Source organism: Streptomyces sp. BR1 (genome assembly GCF_052373795.1).
Classification (GTDB): domain Bacteria; phylum Actinomycetota; class Actinomycetes; order Streptomycetales; family Streptomycetaceae; genus Streptomyces.
This window is the reverse complement of record NZ_CM126252.1, coordinates 5153420-5169848: the sequence shown is the minus strand read 5'-3', so window position 1 is coordinate 5169848 and position 16429 is coordinate 5153420. Positions and strand designations below refer to the sequence as shown.

Annotated in this window: 14 protein-coding genes; 8 read left to right on the top strand and 6 right to left on the bottom strand. The window is 70.4% G+C overall.

Annotation, left to right across the window (positions count from 1 at the left end; translation table 11 throughout):
- Together ACT1U9_RS22500 and ACT1U9_RS22495 are read right to left on the bottom strand one after the other, a co-directional pair.
- Nucleotides 1-1008, bottom strand: coding sequence for a carbohydrate ABC transporter permease (locus tag ACT1U9_RS22500; protein WP_444534475.1), 1008 nt, complete (start codon nt 1006-1008; stop codon nt 1-3).
- 57 nt (nt 1009-1065) lie between these two features.
- Nucleotides 1066-2340 (bottom strand): extracellular solute-binding protein, encoded by a 1275-nt coding sequence (locus ACT1U9_RS22495; RefSeq protein WP_444534474.1) that lies wholly within the window; start codon nt 2338-2340, stop codon nt 1066-1068.
- A gap of 313 nt (nt 2341-2653) precedes the next feature.
- On the opposite strand from ACT1U9_RS22495, the gene ACT1U9_RS22490 reads away from it, so the two are divergent.
- From ACT1U9_RS22490 to ACT1U9_RS22460, 7 genes are all read left to right on the top strand, one after another.
- Nucleotides 2654-4285 (top strand): glycoside hydrolase family 13 protein, encoded by a 1632-nt coding sequence (locus ACT1U9_RS22490; RefSeq protein ID WP_444534473.1) that lies wholly within the window; start codon nt 2654-2656, stop codon nt 4283-4285.
- A 25-nt stretch (nt 4286-4310) separates the two neighbouring features.
- Complete coding sequence (locus ACT1U9_RS22485) at nt 4311-5333, top strand: LacI family DNA-binding transcriptional regulator (RefSeq protein ID WP_444534472.1); 1023 nt, start codon at nt 4311-4313, stop codon at nt 5331-5333.
- 141 nt (nt 5334-5474) lie between these two features.
- On the top strand, nt 5475-6383 hold the full coding sequence (locus ACT1U9_RS22480; protein WP_444534471.1) for a phosphatase PAP2 family protein: 909 nt from the start codon (nt 5475-5477) through the stop codon (nt 6381-6383).
- A 98-nt stretch (nt 6384-6481) separates the two neighbouring features.
- A complete protein-coding gene (locus ACT1U9_RS22475; RefSeq protein ID WP_444539221.1) occupies nt 6482-9472 on the top strand; it encodes a bifunctional [glutamine synthetase] adenylyltransferase/[glutamine synthetase]-adenylyl-L-tyrosine phosphorylase in 2991 nt (996 codons plus the stop codon).
- A 279-nt stretch (nt 9473-9751) separates the two neighbouring features.
- Nucleotides 9752-10642: an alkaline phosphatase family protein gene (locus ACT1U9_RS22470; RefSeq protein ID WP_444534470.1), complete on the top strand. Its 891-nt coding sequence runs from the start codon at nt 9752-9754 to the stop codon at nt 10640-10642.
- 1 nt (nt 10643) lies between these two features.
- Nucleotides 10644-11903, top strand: coding sequence for an MFS transporter (locus tag ACT1U9_RS22465; protein ID WP_444534469.1), 1260 nt, complete (start codon nt 10644-10646; stop codon nt 11901-11903).
- Nucleotides 11900-12925, top strand: a complete 1026-nt coding sequence (locus ACT1U9_RS22460) for a TolB family protein (protein ID WP_444534468.1) — start codon at nt 11900-11902, stop codon at nt 12923-12925. Before ACT1U9_RS22465 ends, ACT1U9_RS22460 begins: the two co-directional genes overlap by 4 nt.
- Before the next feature lie 16 nt (nt 12926-12941).
- Here ACT1U9_RS22460 and ACT1U9_RS22455 read toward each other — a convergent pair whose 3' ends face one another.
- The 4 genes from ACT1U9_RS22455 to ACT1U9_RS22440 all read right to left on the bottom strand — a co-directional run bounded on the left by ACT1U9_RS22455 (nt 12942) and on the right by ACT1U9_RS22440 (nt 15880).
- Entirely contained in the window at nt 12942-13301 is a 360-nt protein-coding gene (locus ACT1U9_RS22455) for a 5-carboxymethyl-2-hydroxymuconate Delta-isomerase (RefSeq protein WP_444534467.1), read from the bottom strand.
- Nucleotides 13302-13727: 426 nt separating this feature from the next.
- The gene (locus ACT1U9_RS22450) at nt 13728-14072 is read right to left on the bottom strand and encodes a VOC family protein (RefSeq protein ID WP_188277832.1); all 345 of its coding nucleotides are present in this window, start codon (nt 14070-14072) and stop codon (nt 13728-13730) included.
- Between the two features lie 148 nt (nt 14073-14220).
- Nucleotides 14221-14784, bottom strand: coding sequence for a hypothetical protein (locus ACT1U9_RS22445; protein WP_444534466.1), 564 nt, complete (start codon nt 14782-14784; stop codon nt 14221-14223).
- A gap of 310 nt (nt 14785-15094) precedes the next feature.
- Nucleotides 15095-15880, bottom strand: a complete 786-nt coding sequence (locus ACT1U9_RS22440) for a GntR family transcriptional regulator (RefSeq protein ID WP_444534465.1) — start codon at nt 15878-15880, stop codon at nt 15095-15097.
- Nucleotides 15881-15967: 87 nt separating this feature from the next.
- On the opposite strand from ACT1U9_RS22440, the gene ACT1U9_RS22435 reads away from it, so the two are divergent.
- Entirely contained in the window at nt 15968-16399 is a 432-nt protein-coding gene (locus ACT1U9_RS22435) for an NUDIX hydrolase (RefSeq protein WP_444534464.1), read from the top strand.
- The last annotated feature ends 30 nt before the right edge of the window (nt 16400-16429 follow it).

Below are 16429 nucleotides of genomic sequence, written 5' to 3'. Positions count from 1 at the left end.
TCACCACACCTCTCCCTGCTTGCGCAGCGACCGCCGGTACACAAGCGCGAAGATCATCAGAACCGCCAGGATCAGCACGCCCCACGTCGCCGACCCCGCGAAGTCGCGCGGGCTCTCCACGAACGCCTGGCGGAACGCCTGCGTCACCAGGATCTCGGTGGAGTCGCCGGGACCGCCCCGGGTGAGCAGGAAGATCACCGGGAACATGTTGAACGTCCAGATCGTGGAGAGCAGGATCACCGTGGACGAGACGCCCCGCAGGCCCGGCACCGTGATGTGCAGGAACCGCTTCCAGGGCCCGGCCCCGTCCATCTCCGCGGCCTCGTACAGCTCGCCGGGGATCGACTGGAGGCCGCCCAGGAGCGCGACCATCATGAACGGCACGCCCAGCCAGACGTTGACCGCGATCACCGAGACCTTGGCCCAGGTCGGGTCGTCCAGCCACGGGACCGCCGAAATGCCGCCGCCGTCAAGGACCTTGTTGAGCAGGCCGTTGTCCCGGTTGAACAGGAACCGCCAGGCGAACACCGAGACGAAGCCCGGCACCGCCCACGGCAGGATCAGCATCATCCGGTAGGCCGCGCGGCCCCGGAACTGCCGGTTGAGCATGTTCGCCAGGCCCAGGCCAAGGAGGAACGTGATGGAGACACAGCACACCGTCCACACCACGGTCCACACGAGCCGCTGCAGGAACACGGGGTCCTGGAGCACGCTCGTGTAGTTGTCGAAGCCGACGAACTTGTACGTCGCCGCGATGTGGTTGGCACCGATCGTCCGGCCGACGTTGCGTTCGTTGGCGTCGGTCAGCGACAGGTAGACGCCCCGGCCGAGCGGCCAGCCGATGATCACGCCGAGGACGATCACCACGGGGGCGACCATCGTCCAGGCGTACCAGTGCGTCGAGAGCGCGCGCCGGAGCCGGCCCGGGCGCTCGCCGGTCGCGCGGGTCCGGCCGCGGGCGCTGTCGCCCGCGGCCTTCGCCGTCGACCGGTCGGTGTGGACAGTCATGTCAGGACTACCTATCTCCGTACCGTCTCGTACCTGCCGGACCGCTCGGCCCGTCCGTTACTTCCAGCCCTTGAGGATCTTGCGGAAGGCCTCGCCGGAGGCCTTGGCCGCGTCCTCGGGCGACGAGGAGCCGGTGACGGCCTTGGTGAACTGGAGCTTCAGCGGCTCGAAGAGGGAGCCGTTCTCCGGGATCCAGGCGCGCTCGACGGCCTTGTCGACGGCCGGCTTGAAGAACTGGACCATCTCGTTGGACTTGACGTCGGGCTGGTCGTACGCGGCGGTCCGGGTCGGCAGCAGGCTGAGCGCCTTGGTGGTCTGCACCTGGACGTTCTGCGAGGTCAGGTAGTCGACGAAGGCGTGCGAGGCCTCAAGGTTCTTGGAGCCCGCGTAGACCGCGAGGTCGTGGCCGCCCTGCGGGGCGCCCTGGGCGGCGGAGCCGGCCGGGACCGCGGCGACACCGAGGTTGGACTTGTCCTTGAACTGGTCACCGGCGTACACATCGGCGACGGCCCAGGGGCCGTTGACCATCATGGCGACCTTGCCCGACTTGAAGGCGGTCTCCATGTTGTTCCAGCCGTCGGTGGCGTTGGTGATCGCGGCACCGGAGGTGACCAGGTCACGGGCGGCCTTGAACGCCTTGACGCCGGCCGGGCCGTCGACGGTGACCTTCTTGTCCTTGGCGTCGACGAGGTCGCCGCCCTCGCCGTAGATGAACGGCAGGAACCAGTACGAGTCGTCGCCGCGCAGGTACATACCGGTGTTGCCAGTCTTGGACTTGATCGTGGCGGCCGCGGTCTTCAGCTCGTCGAGCGACTTCGGCGGCTGGACGCCCGCGTCCTTCAGCATCTTCTTGTTGTAGAAGAGGCCGAGGGTGTCGATGACCTGCGGTACGGCGTACATCGTGCCGTCGTACTTGCCGCTGGCGGCGGCCTGCTTGAGGAAGGCGGAGTCCACTTCCTTGGCCTTGGCGTCCGGGACCTTGTCCAGGTAGCCGAGCGAGGCGAAGTCGGCGACCCAGCCGACGTCGGAGCGGATGACGTCCGGCGCGTCCGAGCCGCTGCCGAAGGCGTTCTTGATCTTGTTCTGCGCGTCGCCGTACGGCACGTTGACGTACTTGACGGTGACCTTGGGGTGCAGCGTGTGGAAGTCCTCGGCGATCTTCTGGAACGTCGCCTTCTCGGTGTCGTTCGAGGTGTCCCACCAGGTCACGGTGCCGGAGAGCTCGCCCGAGCTCTTCTTGTCACCGCTGTCACTGCTGTCACTGCCGCCGCAAGCCGTCGCCGCGAGCGCCAGTGTCGCGACCAGCGCGGTGGCCGCTATGCCACGTCGCATGTGAACTCCTTCAACGGGTGCCGCGCCATCACGGCGCCGGATCGCCAGGAACGTAACAAGGATGAAAGAAGACCGAAAGACCTTGCGAAGAATTTCTGCAAGGCGGGTCGATCGTTACATCCGCGTGTCCACACGGTTGCCGTCGCGCGCCTTGTCAGCGGGGCTGTTGGTACTCCACGGGCACACCGGAGTAGGCGGCATCAGGCTTGCAAGACTTCCGCAAGACCTTGCAGGACTGTTACCTTCGGGGTGCAGCGGCGTTGATCCCGTAGGCGCAGGACACCGTTTCAGGCCACTGGAGAGGGACCCGTTTATGACGCAGGAGCTGACCACGCCCCCCGCCACCGCGGGCCGCACCCCCGACACCGACACCCCGGCCGCCGGCTGGTGGCGCGACGCCGTCATCTACCAGGTGTACGTCCGCTCCTTCGCGGACGGCGACGGCGACGGCATCGGCGACCTGCCCGGCATCCGGGCCCGCCTGCCGCACCTCGCGGCGCTCGGCGCGGACGCCGTCTGGCTCACCCCGTTCTACGCCTCCCCGCAGGCCGACGGCGGCTACGACGTGGCCGACTACCGGGCCGTCGACCCGCTCTTCGGCGACCTCCAGGACGCCGACGACCTGGTCCGCGAGGCCCATCGCCTCGGCCTGCGCGTCATCGTCGACATCGTCCCCAACCACACCTCCGACCAGCACGCCTGGTTCCGCGCGGCGCTCGCCGGCGGCCCCGAGCGCGAGCGCTACCACTTCCACCCGGGGAAGCGGTCGGCCGTGCCCGCCCAGGGCCCGGCCGCCCCGCCCAACGACTGGGAGTCGGTCTTCGGCGGCCCCGCCTGGACCCGTACCGAGGACGGGGACTGGTATCTGCACCTCTTCGCCCCCGAGCAGCCCGACCTCAACTGGGAACACCCGGACGTGCGGGCCGAGTTCGAGTCCGTGCTGCGCTTCTGGCTCGACCTCGGCGTCGACGGCTTCCGCATCGACGTGGCCCACGGCATGGTCAAGGCCGAGGGGCTGCCCGACATCGGCGCCCGCGAGCAGGCCAAGCTGATCGGCGCGCAGGAGCTGCCGTTCTTCGACCAGGACGGCGTCCACGAGATCCACCGCAGCTGGCGGCGCCTGCTCGACTCCTACGACGGCCGGCGCATCGCGGTCGCCGAAGCCTGGGCCCCCTCTCCCGAGCGCCTCGCCCTGTACGTACGTCCGGACGAACTGCACCAGGCGTTCAACTTCCAGTTCCTGAACTGCCCTTGGGACGCGGCCGAGATGCGCGAGGTCGTCGACGCCTCGCTCGCCGCGACCCGCTCGGTCGGCGCCCCCACCACCTGGGTGCTCTCCAACCACGACGTCGTGCGCCACCCCACCCGGTACGGCGGCGGCGAGCAGGGCCTGCGCCGGGCCCGGGCCGCGGCCCTGCTGATGCTGGCGCTGCCCGGGTCCGCGTACATCTACCAGGGCGAGGAGCTGGGCCTGCCCGAGGTGACGGACCTGCCCGACGAGGTGCGCCAGGACCCGTCGTTCTTCCGGGCCGAGGGTCAGGACGGCTTCCGGGACGGGTGCCGGGTGCCCATTCCGTGGACCGCCGACGGGCCCTCGTACGGATTCGGCGGTGGTGGCAGCTGGCTTCCGCAGCCCGCCGAATGGGCCGGGCTGAGCGTCGAGGCGCAGACCGGTGATCCGCGCTCCACCCTGGAGCTCTACCGCTCCGCGCTCGCGCTGCGGCGGGCGCTCCCGGGGCTCGGCGACGGGGATATGGAGTGGCTGGAGACGCCCGCCGACCTGCTGGCGTTCGCCCGGCCGGGGTTCGTGTGCACGGTCAACACGAGTGCGTCCCCGGCCGAACTGGCCGTCCCGGGGCGGCCGCTGATCGCCACGGCACCCCTGGAGTTCACCGGCGGTAATGTCACGATCCCCGCCGAATCCGCCGTCTGGTGGGCAATCTGACGTGCGACCGGTACAGTCCAACCCCGTGACCGCACGGCTTGCCGACATCGCAGCCCAGGCGGGGGTCAGCGAAGCCACAGTCAGCCGCGTGCTCAACGGCAAGCCCGGTGTGGCCGCGGGCACCCGCGAATCCGTGCTGGCCGCGCTCGACGTCCTCGGCTACGAACGGCCGGTGCGGCTGCGCCGCCGCAGCGCCGGTCTGGTCGGGTTGATAACGCCGGAGCTGGAGAACCCGATCTTCCCGGCGCTCGCCCAGGTCATCGGCCAGTCGCTCACCCGCCAGGGATACACCCCGGTGCTCGCCACCCAGACCCCCGGCGGTTCCACCGAGGACGAGCTCACCGAGATGCTGGTCGACCGGGGCGTCTCCGGCATCATCTTCGTCTCCGGGCTGCACGCCGACACCACGGCCGACATGGACCGCTACGAGCAACTGCGCGCCCAGGGCGTCCCGTACGTCCTGGTCGACGGCTTCTCGCCCAAGGTGCAGGCGCCGTTCATCTCTCCCGACGACCGGGCGGCGATGCGGCTCGCGGTCACGCATCTCGCGGCGCTCGGCCACACCCGGATCGGACTCGCGGTCGGGCCCAAGCGGTTCGTCCCCGTACTGCGCAAGATCGAGGGGTTCACGGCGGCGATGGAGGACCGGCTCGGGTTCTCGCCCGCCGAGGCCGAGTCGCTGGTGCAGCACTCGCTGTACACCCTGGAGGGCGGCCAGGCCGCGACCACCGCGCTGATCGCGCAGGGCTGCACCGCGATCGTCTGCGCCAGCGACATGATGGCGCTCGGCGCGATCCGCGCCGCCCGCCAGGCCGGACTCGACGTACCGAAGGACATCTCGGTCGTCGGGTTCGACGACTCGCCCCTGATAGCTTTCACCGATCCCCCGCTGACCACGATCCGCAAGCCGGTCACGGCGATGGGTCAGGCGGCGGTCCGCGCACTGCTCGAAGAGATCGGCGGCACCCCCGCTCCGCACAGCGAGTTCGTGTTCATGCCGGAGCTGGTGGTACGCGGTTCAACGGCCTCCGGTCCTCCTGCCAAGTAGGGCTCGACTGGGCCCGCACCGGGGTCCGGAATAAACTCGGTGTAAGGGTCGGTCCGTCGTCCGTAGGGAGTACGGATGCGGATCGAACCCGACCGGAGGATGATCGGCACGGGGTATGTCCGTCTGGCAGACTCTCTCGCTATGGGTGAAATGACCGTGAAGACACAGGAAGGTACGGCGGACACCCCGTCGACCGCCCCGTCGGCTGCGTCCACCCCATCCGTCCCGGACGAGCCGTCGCCGCCGGTCCCGGCACCGCCCCCCTCGCTGCTACGGCGCCTGCGCACCCCGCGCAGACCCCGTCTCTGGTTCGAAATCCTCTTGATCGCGGTGAGTTACTGGACGTACTCACTGATCCGCAACGCGGTCCCCGAACAGAAGTCGCAGGCGCTCGACAACGCCGACTGGATCTGGTCGGTCGAGCGCCACCTCGGCATCGCGGTGGAGCAGTCCGTCAACCACGCCGTCAACTCGGCGACATGGCTCATCGTAGGGATGAACTACTACTACGCGACGCTCCACTTCGTGGTGACGATCGGCGTCCTGGTGTGGCTCTTCCGCAGCCACCCCGGCCGCTACGCGGCGTCCCGGCTGATCCTCTTCGCCACCACCGGCGTCGCCCTCGTCGGCTACTACTTCTATCCGCTGGCGCCGCCCCGCCTGATGAACGGCGGCAACTTCATCGACACCGTCCTGGTCCACGAGACCTGGGGCTCGATGGCCTCGGGCGACCTGAAGAACATGTCGAACCAGTACGCGGCGATGCCGTCGATGCATATCGGCTGGTCCCTGTGGTGCGGCCTGACGATCTTCGCGCTCGCGAAGGCTCCCTGGGCGAAGATCCTCGGCCTGCTCTACCCTGCGGCGACCCTGCTGGTGATCGTCTCCACCGCCAACCACTTCTGGCTGGACGCGGTGGGCGGCATCCTGTGCCTCTCGTTCGGCTTCCTCGTCTCGTACGCCTGGTACGGCAAGCTCCCGCACCGCCTCTCCCGCCGCGTCCAGAACACGCCACGGGGACGCGTAGTGGCCGGTACCTCGCACGCGTAACCGGTTCTCACCAGGTCCCTCCCGGCCCGCTGCGGATAGGCTCGTCCTGAGCTTGATCCGGCGCGGAGCCGGGCGCGGTGGCAGTGGGAGGCGGCGGGATGACGGCGGTGCCGGGGCGCAGGAGCAGCACCTTCACCAGGCTGCTGCGGTACGGCTTCACCGACCCGTCGGCGGCCGAGCGGCGCCTGGACGCCCCGGAGCTCGCCTCCGTACGCACCGATCCGGTACTCCTGGACGCCCTGGGCGCCACCGCCGACCCCGATCTGGCGCTCGCGGGCCTCGTCCGGATCGTGGAAGCCCAGGATCCCGGCGAGCGGCGCACCCTGCTCGACACCCTGATCACCGCCAAGCCGCTGCGGGACCGCCTCCTCGGCGTCCTGGGGGCCTCCGAGGCCCTGGCCGACCATCTCGCCCGGCATCCGCACGACTGGCACGCCCTGGTCACCTATGAGGCGGCGGACCTGCACCCGGGCCTCGCCGAGTTCGAGCGGGGCCTGGCCGGGGCCGACGACCCGGTCACGCTGCGGATCGCCTACCGGCGGTGCCTGCTGGCCATAGCGGCCCGCGATGTGTGCGGGACCACCGATGTGGCCGAGACGGCGGCCGAGCTCGCCGACCTCGCCACCGCCACGTTGCGCGCCGCCCTCGCCATAGCCCGTACCGCCGCCCCCGAGGACGCGGCGATGTGCCGCCTCGCGGTGATCGCGATGGGCAAGTGCGGCGGCCATGAGCTGAACTACGTCTCCGACGTCGACGTGATCTTCGTCGGCGAGCCGGCCGAGGGCGCCGACGAGCGCAAGGCGATCCAGGCCGCCACCCGGCTCGCCTCGCATCTGATGCGGATCTGCTCGGAGACCACCGTCGAGGGCACCATCTGGCCCGTGGACGCCAATCTGCGCCCCGAGGGCCGCAACGGGCCGCTGGTGCGCACGCTCTCCTCGCACCTCGCGTACTACCAGCGCTGGGCCAAGACCTGGGAGTTCCAGGCGCTGCTGAAGGCGCGGCCGGTGGCCGGTGACCCGGAGCTGGGCGAGGCCTACATCGAGGCGGTCTCGCCGCTGGTGTGGCATGCCGCCGAGCGCGACAACTTCGTCAGCGACGTGCAGAAGATGCGCCGCCGGGTCGTCGACAACATCCCGGCCGCCCAGGTCGAGCGCGAGCTGAAACTGGGGCCCGGCGGGCTGCGGGACGTCGAGTTCGCCGTCCAGCTGCTCCAGCTGGTGCACGGGCGCAGCGACGCGACCCTGCACAGCGGCACCACCCTGGACGCGCTCGGCGCGCTCGCGGCGGGCGGCTATGTGGGCCGCGCGGACGCCGCCCAGCTCGACGAGGCGTACCGCTTCCTGCGCGCCATGGAGCACCGCATCCAGCTGCACCGGCTGCGCCGCACGCACCTGGTGCCCGAGGACGAGGCCGATCTGCGGCGCCTCGGCCGTTCGCTGGGGCTGCGCACCGAGCCCGTGACCACCCTCAACCGGGAGTGGAAGAAGCACGCGGCCGTGGTGCGCCGACTGCACGAGAAGCTGTTCTACCGGCCGCTGCTCGACGCCGTCGCCCAGCTCGCGCCGGGCGAGACCCGGCTCAGCCCGCGCGCGGCCGGACAGCGCCTGGAGGCCCTGGGCTACGCGGACCCGGCGGCGGCGCTGCGGCATCTGGAGGCACTGTCCTCGGGCGTCACGCGCAAGGCCGCCATCCAGCGCACCCTGCTGCCCGTGCTGCTCGGCTGGTTCGCCGACTCGGCCGACCCGGACGCGGGCCTGCTTGGCTTCCGCAAAGTCTCCGACGCGCTCGGCAAGACCCCGTGGTACCTGCGGCTGCTGCGCGACGAGGGCGCGGCCGCCGAGAACCTGGCCCGGGTGCTCTCGGCCGGCCGCCTCGCCCCCGACCTGCTGCTCCGCGCCCCGGAGGCGGTGTCGATCCTGGGCGACCCGGAGGGCCTGAAGCCGCGCGGCCGCGAGCATCTGGAGCAGGAGGTGCTGGCCGCCGTGGGCCGCGCCGAGACGGCCGAGGGCGCGGTCGCCGCGGCCCGTGGCGTACGGCGCAGAGAGCTGTTCCGCACCGCCGCCGCCGACCTCATCGGCTCCTACGGCACCGAGGACAGCCCCGCCGAGCCGGACCCGGGCGCCCTGGTCGACCGGGTCGGCAACGCGGTCACCGATCTGAACGCGGCGACGCTCGCGGGCGCGCTGCGGGCGGCCGTGCGGGCGGAGTGGGGCGAGACCCTGCCGACCCGGTTCGCGGTCATCGGCATGGGCCGCTTCGGCGGGCACGAGCTGGGCTACGGCTCGGACGCGGACGTGCTGTTCGTGCACGAGCCGCGCGAGTTCGTCGACGAGCAGGAGGCGTCGCGGACCGCCACCCGGGTCATCACCGAGATGCGCCGCCTGCTCCAACTGCCCACCGCCGACCCGCCGTTGCTCATAGACGCCGATCTGCGCCCGGAGGGCAAGAGCGGCCCGATGGCGCGCACGCTGGGCTCGTACGCCGCGTACTACCGCCGCTGGTCGCTGGTGTGGGAGAGCCAGGCGCTGCTGCGCGCCGAGCCGATGGCGGGCGACGCGGAGCTGGGGCGCCGGTTCATCGAGCTGATCGACCCGCTGCGCTATCCGGCGGAGGGTCTGGGCGAGGACGCGGTACGGGAGATACGGCGCCTCAAGGCCCGCATGGAGTCGGAGCGCATGCCGCGCGGCGCCGACCCGACGCTGCACACCAAGCTCGGCCGGGGCGGGCTCTCGGACGTGGAGTGGACGGTCCAGCTCTTCCAGATGCAGCACGGCTGGGCCGAGCCCGGTCTGCGCACCACCCGCACCCGCGACGCCCTCTCGGCCGCGCACGCGGCGGGCCTGATCGCGACCGAGGACGCGGAGATACTGGACGAGGCGTGGGTCCTGGCGACCCGGGTACGCAACGGGGTGATGCTGGTGCGCGGCCGCGCGGGCGACACCTTCCCCTCCGACGGCCGCGAGCTGGCGGCGGTCGGCCGCTATCTCGGCTACGAGCCGGGGCATGTCGGGGACATGCTGGACGACTACCGCCGGGTCACTCGGCGGGCTCGGGCTGTGGTGGAGCGGCTGTTCTACGGGGCGTAGCCTGCCGATAAGGGCGCATTTCGCCTGCGGACCGTGCTGGGTTGCTCGCGCAGTTCCCCGCGCCCCTGAAAGCCTGTGGCTGAGCCAGGTTCTCCGGCTGGCGGCGGACTACCTAAGGGGCGCGGGGAACTGCGCGAGCAACCCAAGACGGCCCGCAGCCGAACGACAACCCCCAACCGTTCTCACTACCTTCACCCGCACGGATCTTCCCGTCTTCAACAGCCCGCCCTAACCTCACGGTGCACCGCCCCCCACGTCCCCTCACCGGAGGTAACCGCCGTGTCCGGCTGGTCCATACCCCGCCGCCGTACCCGCACCGCCCTGTTCTCCGCCGTCGGCCTCGTGGCCGCGTCCGCCGGTCTGTGGGCCGGGCTCGGCGGTACGTCCTCCGCGCACGCGGCGGCGAGCGTCCCCACCCCCGACCACACGGTCGTCGTGGTCTTCGAGAACCACGCGTACAACCAGGTCATCGGAAGCTCCAGCGCCCCGTACATCAACTCGCTGAAGAGCGGCGGCGCCAACCTCTCGCAGTCGTTCGCCGAGACGCACCCGAGCCAGCCCAACTACTACGCGATGTTCTCCGGCTCCACCCAGGGCATCACGGACGACAGCTGCGTCCCCCCCGGCTTCTCCTCCGCGCCCAACCTCGCGTCCGAGGTGCTGGCCGCGGGCAAGACCTGGGCGAGCTACAACGAGTCGCTGCCGAGCCAGGGTTCGACCGTGTGCACCAGCGGCAAGTACGCGCAGAAGCACAACCCGTGGTTCGGCTTCTCCAACGTCCCGACGTCGAGCGCGAAGACCTTCACGCAGTTCCCGACGGACTACAGCACGCTGCCGACGGTCTCGTATGTCACGCCCAACCTGTGCAGCGACATGCACGACTGCTCGGTCTCGACCGGTGACACCTGGCTGAAGAAGAACCTGGGCGCGTACGCGACCTGGGCCAAGACCCACAACAGCCTGCTCGTCGTCACCTTCGACGAGGACAACCGGCTCGCGGGCAACAAGATCCCGACCGTCCTGTACGGCCAGCCGGTGACGCCGGGCTCGTCGTCCTCGACGACGTACAACCACTACAACATCCTCCGCACGATCGAGGACATGTACGGCACCACGCACGCCGGCCAGGCCGCCAACGCCTCGGACATCACGGGCATCTGGGCTTCCTGACGTGTACGTAGCAGACAGCCGCGGCACCCCTGCGGCGGCCGCCGCCCGGCTCACCCCCGGGCGGCGGTCCGCCGTGGCGCCCACGGTGCTGGCACTCGGCGCGGTCAGCCTGATCACCGATGTCTCGTCCGAGATGGTCACGGCCGTTTTGCCGCTCTATCTGGTCACGGGCCTCGGCCTGTCCCCGCTCGGCTTCGGCCTCCTGGACGGCGTCTACAACGGCTTCAGTGCGCTGGTGCGCCTGGTCGGCGGGCATCTGGCCGACCGGGGCGGGCGCCACAAGACGGTCGCGGTGCTCGGTTACGGCCTCTCGGCGGTGTGCAAACCCCTGCTCCTGGTGGCGAGTTCGCTGCCGGTGATCGGCGCGGTGCTCGCGGTCGACCGGACCGGGAAGGGGCTGCGCACGGCCCCGCGCGACGCGCTGATCTCGCTGGCGTCGGCGCCGGAGGCGCGCGGGCGTGCGTTCGGTGTGCACCGCGCGATGGACACGGCGGGCGCGCTGCTCGGCCCGCTGGTCGCCTTCCTGATTCTCCGTCAGGCCGTCGACGGCTACGACGCGGTGTTCACGGTGAGCTTCTGCGTGGCGGCGGTGGGCGTCCTCGTACTGCTCCTTTTCGTGCCCTCGCGCACGGCCCCCGAGCGGGCGCCGGACGCGCCGCGCCCGTCCCTGAAGGCGGCCCTCGCGCTGCTCGCCGCGCGGGACGTACGCCGACTGACCCTCTGCGCCCTGCTGTTGGGCCTGGCCACGGTCAGCGACTCGTTCGTCTATCTGCTGCTCCAGCGGCGCCTGGACGTGCCGGACCGCTGGTTCGCGCTGCTGCCGCTCGGCACGGCGGCCGCGTTCCTGCTGCTCGCGGTCCCGCTGGGCAGGTTCGCCGACCGGGTGGGCCGCTGGCGGGTCTTCCTCGGCGGCCACGCGGCCCTGCTGTGCGCGTACGGACTGCTGCTGCCGGGCTGGCAGGGCGCGGCGCTCCCGTACGTCGTCCTCGCCCTGCACGGCCTGTTCTACGCGGCGACCGACGGCGTCCTGATGGCCGCGGCGGCCGGTTCCGTACCGGCCGAACTGCGCTCCAGCGGGCTCGCGTTGATCCAGACCGGCCAGGCGTCGGCCCGCTTCGTCTGCTCGATCGCGTTCGGCGCGGCGTGGACGGCGTGGGGCGACCGCACCGCGCTCTCCACGGCGGCGCTCGCGCTGACGGCGTGCGCGGCGGGGGCGCTGCTGCTGCGGCCGACGGATTCGACGGAGGCGGCCGCGGCATGAGTCTGCGCAACAAGTTGCTGATCCTCGCGACGGCCCTGGTCGTCCTCGCGGGCGTGGGCGTCGCGTCCGTGCTGCACGCGTCGAGCCGGGCGGACCGCAAGAACCAGGTGCAGGCGGGCGGCCCGCCGGTGAGCGCCGGGCAGGTCTCGCTCGCCCCGGACGCCGGGCGCCGGATCGTCTTCCGCAACATGGCCTGGGGCCCGCACCGCGACGAGCTCGCCACGGTCCCGGCGAGCGATCCGGCCGGGCCGCGCACCGCCTCCGGCGTGAAGTGCCTGCGCTTCTACGCGGCGGGCGGGACCGGGGTGTGCCTGCGGGCCGAGCGGGGCGCGGTGCAGACGACCTACCGCGCGGTGATCCTGGACGCAGGCCTGAAGGAGCGCGCCCACTACGACATCCCCGGCATCCCGACCCGGGCCCGCGTCTCCCCGTCCGGCAAGCTGGCCGCCTGGACGGTCTTCGTCGGCGGCGACTCGTACGCGGGCACCAACTTCTCCACCAGAACGGCGATCCTGGACACGCACACCGGCCAACTCACCAAAACCCTGGAAGACTTCACGATCGAGCGCGACGGCAAGACATACCACGCCTCGGACGTGAACTTCTGGGGCGTCACCTTCGCATCCGACGACCGCCACTTCTACGCGACGATGGCGACGTCCGGCAAGACGTACCTGATCAGCGGCGATCTGGAGACCCGCCGGGTCACCACCTTGCGCACCAACCTGGAGTGCCCGTCCCTCTCCCCCGACGGCACCCGCCTGGCCTTCAAGAAGCGCGTGCCCGGCCTCCCGTCGGACGCGCCCTGGCGCCTGTACGTCCTGGACCTCACTACGATGCACGAGACACCGTTGGCGGAGCCGCGCAGCGTCGACGACCAGCTGGTCTGGCAGGACGACAAGACGGTCACGTACTCCCTGCCGGGCGACTACGGCGCTGACCTCTACACCCTCCCGGCCAACGGCACAGGCAAGCCCCACCGCTTGCTGACGGCGGGGCTGGCTCCGGCGTATCTGGGCTGAGGCCGATCCTTAGTCCTTAGTCCTTGTGGAACCGGTACGACGCCCGCTCCATCTCCCGGACCTCGACCGTGAGATGGAGCCGTCGGCCCGCCGGGGCCGTCACGTGCTTGCGGGCGATGTCCAGGACCGTCTCGCTCAGCTTCTCGCGGGCCTGCTGGGTCCGGCCGGTGAGGATCGAGAGCTGGATGAAGACGACGTCGAGGTCGTCGTCGCCCGCGCCGAAGTACGCTTCCTCGATACGGCGGAAGCGGGACTTGAAGGCCGTGGTCGGGGCGTCGATGATCGCCGGGGCGGTGGTGTGCACCTCGCTCGCGAAGGCCCGGCGGTCGAAGGTCTCGGCGAGACGGTCGGAGTACTCGACGGTGACGAACGGCATGCTCAATCCTCTTCTCGCACGGCGGAACCGGCCGGCTCCCGGCAGCCGCGACCGGCCGCCCCGCCAGGCAGTATCCCTGGGCCGTCCGAACGCCCGGACGCCGGGAGGCCCGCCCCGGCGCGGGGGCGGGCCTCCTGCCCGGACTAGGGCCTGTCCGGTGGATCTGGCCGCCTTCGGTCCGGGGTGACGTTTCGGTTCTGGTGAGCGGGGGTGTGGTGCTTCCCCAAGCTCTCAACTTCGTTCGAGCAGGGGAGACCCCAATGCTGCAAGGCGGAGGAGGGCGGCGACGCGTGGGGGTGCCCCCTGGTCGAGCGGAGCCGAGAGCTTGGGGGAGTCGGCAACCGACGACAACGCCGCAGATGGGCGTGCCACACCCCCGCGGCCCAGGCAAGATCCACCGGACAGGCCCTAGGGGCGCGGCAGCCGTTAGGACGGCTGGACCAGTCCGATGACGTTGCCGTCGGCGTCCTTCACGGACGCGGTCCGCCGCCCGCCGCCGACGTCCTGGACGTCCTGCAGCGGCTGCGCCCCCGCGTCGAGCAGAGCCTTCACGCTCTTCTCGATGTCGTCGACGTGCCAGTACGGAACCGGCCCCGTCATCCCCTTGCCGTGCCCGTTGGGGTCGAGCCCCACTTCCTGACCGGCCGCGTTGAACTGCACGTAATACGGCTCGTCCATCACGGGATCGGCGCCCAGAAGCCCGCTGAACAGGGCCTTCGCGGCGGCGATGTCCTTGACGGGATAGATGATCGTCTTGAGGCCTTGGGTCATGGGGATGTACTCCTCGAAGTGCGCGTCACGGGGCGGCTTCGCGCCCGCCCCTGCCATGACACACCCCACCGCCCGAACCCGCCCGCCGGGAGCACCCGAATGCACGCGGGCACCCGGTCTTGCGCGAGTCCGGCATTCCCGGATGAGGTCAGCTGCCCACGATGACGCCGGAGATTTCCTCTTGGCGTCGCTTCAGTTTCTCGTATGTGGCGATGACGTCCCGCTCGAATTCGTGAGGCCAGTTCGTCCTGGAGTGCCACAGGTAGGGGACACCCTCCTGCTTCCAGCGCAGATGGCTGACACGCCACGAGTTGTGGTGGTCGATGAAGGCGAGATACGACGCGGGCATGCGCGGAGCGTCGATGAGATGCGCCTTTGACGACAGCAGGCCTTGGATTGCCGCGTTCCTGGGCATCAGGTCGTTGTCGACCCAGAAGAGCCACGTGTCGAGGTCTTCAGGACTCATCGACGGACCTATGAGAGCGATGTTGCGGCCGACCGTCTGCTTGAAGTCCCCGAACGACGCCGTCCCTTCGTGCAGCAGGAAGAACAGCGGCCCGTAGAGGTCTTCGAGCTGTCTTTCGATGTGGGACAGCTTGGCCTTGTGCCTGTTCCTGTTGCGCTCGGATCGTTCCGAAAGAATGTGGTTGACCAGCCATCCGATGGCGGCAGCGGTCGCCGCGATGGTGGCGGCCGTGATCGTGCTGTCCATGAATCCCCCGATATCCCGGTTTGCTCGCGCCGGCGAATGAGCTCATGCCCATGGCCACACCGCTCCGTGCTGCAGGGTACCGATGGGCGTCTGTCGCGATGGATCAGCTCGATCGGCGAATCCCGGGGAGCGCCCTTGAGAAGTTCCGGGCGTGAGTGACTGGGCCGCCCCTGGGCCGTTCGAAGCCCCCCGGGTCAGAGGCGGGAGATGGTGCGGGTCACCCTGCGAAGACCTGGGACCTTTTGTTGTCTGGACCGCCAGCAGGCATCGCGTGCCGGATTCGCGCCCGGAGCGGCTGTCTCAAGTGTTGTCAGGTGGCGGGGAGTTGGTAGGCGAGGACGAAGGCGTCGGCCGCCATGATCGTGTCGCAGACTTCGACGGCGCGGCCTTCGGTGTCGTAGGCGGTACGGATCAGATGGATGACGGGGACGCCGGGGGCGAGGTGAAGTGTGCGGACCTCGTGCGGGGAGGGCATGCGGGCGCGGATCTCCTCGTCGAAGTGGTCGAGGCGGTGGCCCTTCTCCTCCAGGCGGGCGTAGATGCCGCCGGGGCCCGGGTTGGGCTCGGTGATCTGCGTGCCGCGCGCGATGTCGAGCGGGAGGTAGGAGGTCGCGAACTCGACCGGGCGGCCGTCGATCAGATAGCGGCGCCGGCGGGCGAGGACCTTGCGCGGGGAGCCAAGGCGGGCGGCGACGTCCTGGGAGGGCTTCTCCTCCTTCACCTCCAGGCCGTCGACTTCGGAGTGCACGCCTGCGGCTTCGGCCTCCACCGTGAAGGCAGACTTGCCCTGGTCGCGGTGGCGGCGCGCGAACCGGTCGGAGGCCAGACGGCGTACCGGCGGTCGGGGCCGTACGAAGACGCCCCTGCCGTGCTCGGAGACCGCGAGCCCTTCACCCTGGAGGATCGAGAGGGCGTTGCGAACAGTCATGCGTGAGACGCCGTAGTGGTCGACCAGCTCGGTCTCCGAGGGCAGCTTGTCGCCTTCCCGGAAGCGCCCCTTGTCGATGGAATCACGCAGGTGGTCGGCGATCTGACGGAAGACGGCGCGGTCACTGGTCGGGTCCAGCGCGCCCAGAAGACCGGACGGGAGAGCCATGTACGTACTCCTTTGGATATCTAGACGAGCAGGTGACCCGGATCGCTATGGTGGAGAGCCTAGCCAGACCCGGGAGGGCCGAGGAACGTGAGCACCGATCGCCCGCACTCCGTCAGCGTCGCTGGCGTCATCGTCGACGACGCGGGCCGCGCGCTTGTGATCAAGCGGCGCGACAACGGTAAGTGGGAGCCGCCCGGCGGCGTGGTCGAACGCGAGGAATCCCTTCTCGACGCCCTGCAACGCGAAGTCCTGGAAGAGACCGGTATCAAGATCGCCCTCCCGGCGGTGTTGACCGGCGTGTACAAGAACATGACCGGCCTGATCGTCTCCCTGGTCTTCCGCTGCGAAGCCATCGACGGCGCTCCCACGGTCGGCGACGAGACCCGCGCACTGCGTTGGGTCACCCGCGAGGAAGTGGTCGAGCTCGCCGACGAGGCGTACGCGATCCGCGTCCTGGACGCACTTGATCGCATGTCCCCGCCGGCCGTCCGCGCACACGACGGCGTTCGACTCATCTAGCACGAGCCCCGTGAAACCACGGCCGCAGGC

Coding starts and splice junctions, on each gene's coding strand:
- ACT1U9_RS22500 (WP_444534475.1), bottom strand. CDS start 1,008: ATGACTGTCCACACCGACCGGTCGACGGCGAAGGCCGCGGGCGACAGC.
- ACT1U9_RS22480 (WP_444534471.1), top strand. CDS start 5,475: ATGGGTGAAATGACCGTGAAGACACAGGAAGGTACGGCGGACACCCCG.
- ACT1U9_RS22490 (WP_444534473.1), top strand. CDS start 2,654: ATGACGCAGGAGCTGACCACGCCCCCCGCCACCGCGGGCCGCACCCCC.
- ACT1U9_RS22440 (WP_444534465.1), bottom strand. CDS start 15,880: ATGGCTCTCCCGTCCGGTCTTCTGGGCGCGCTGGACCCGACCAGTGAC.
- ACT1U9_RS22460 (WP_444534468.1), top strand. CDS start 11,900: ATGAGTCTGCGCAACAAGTTGCTGATCCTCGCGACGGCCCTGGTCGTC.
- ACT1U9_RS22450 (WP_188277832.1), bottom strand. CDS start 14,072: ATGACCCAAGGCCTCAAGACGATCATCTATCCCGTCAAGGACATCGCC.
- ACT1U9_RS22445 (WP_444534466.1), bottom strand. CDS start 14,784: ATGGACAGCACGATCACGGCCGCCACCATCGCGGCGACCGCTGCCGCC.
- ACT1U9_RS22495 (WP_444534474.1), bottom strand. CDS start 2,340: ATGCGACGTGGCATAGCGGCCACCGCGCTGGTCGCGACACTGGCGCTC.
- ACT1U9_RS22455 (WP_444534467.1), bottom strand. CDS start 13,301: ATGCCGTTCGTCACCGTCGAGTACTCCGACCGTCTCGCCGAGACCTTC.
- ACT1U9_RS22475 (WP_444539221.1), top strand. CDS start 6,482: ATGACGGCGGTGCCGGGGCGCAGGAGCAGCACCTTCACCAGGCTGCTG.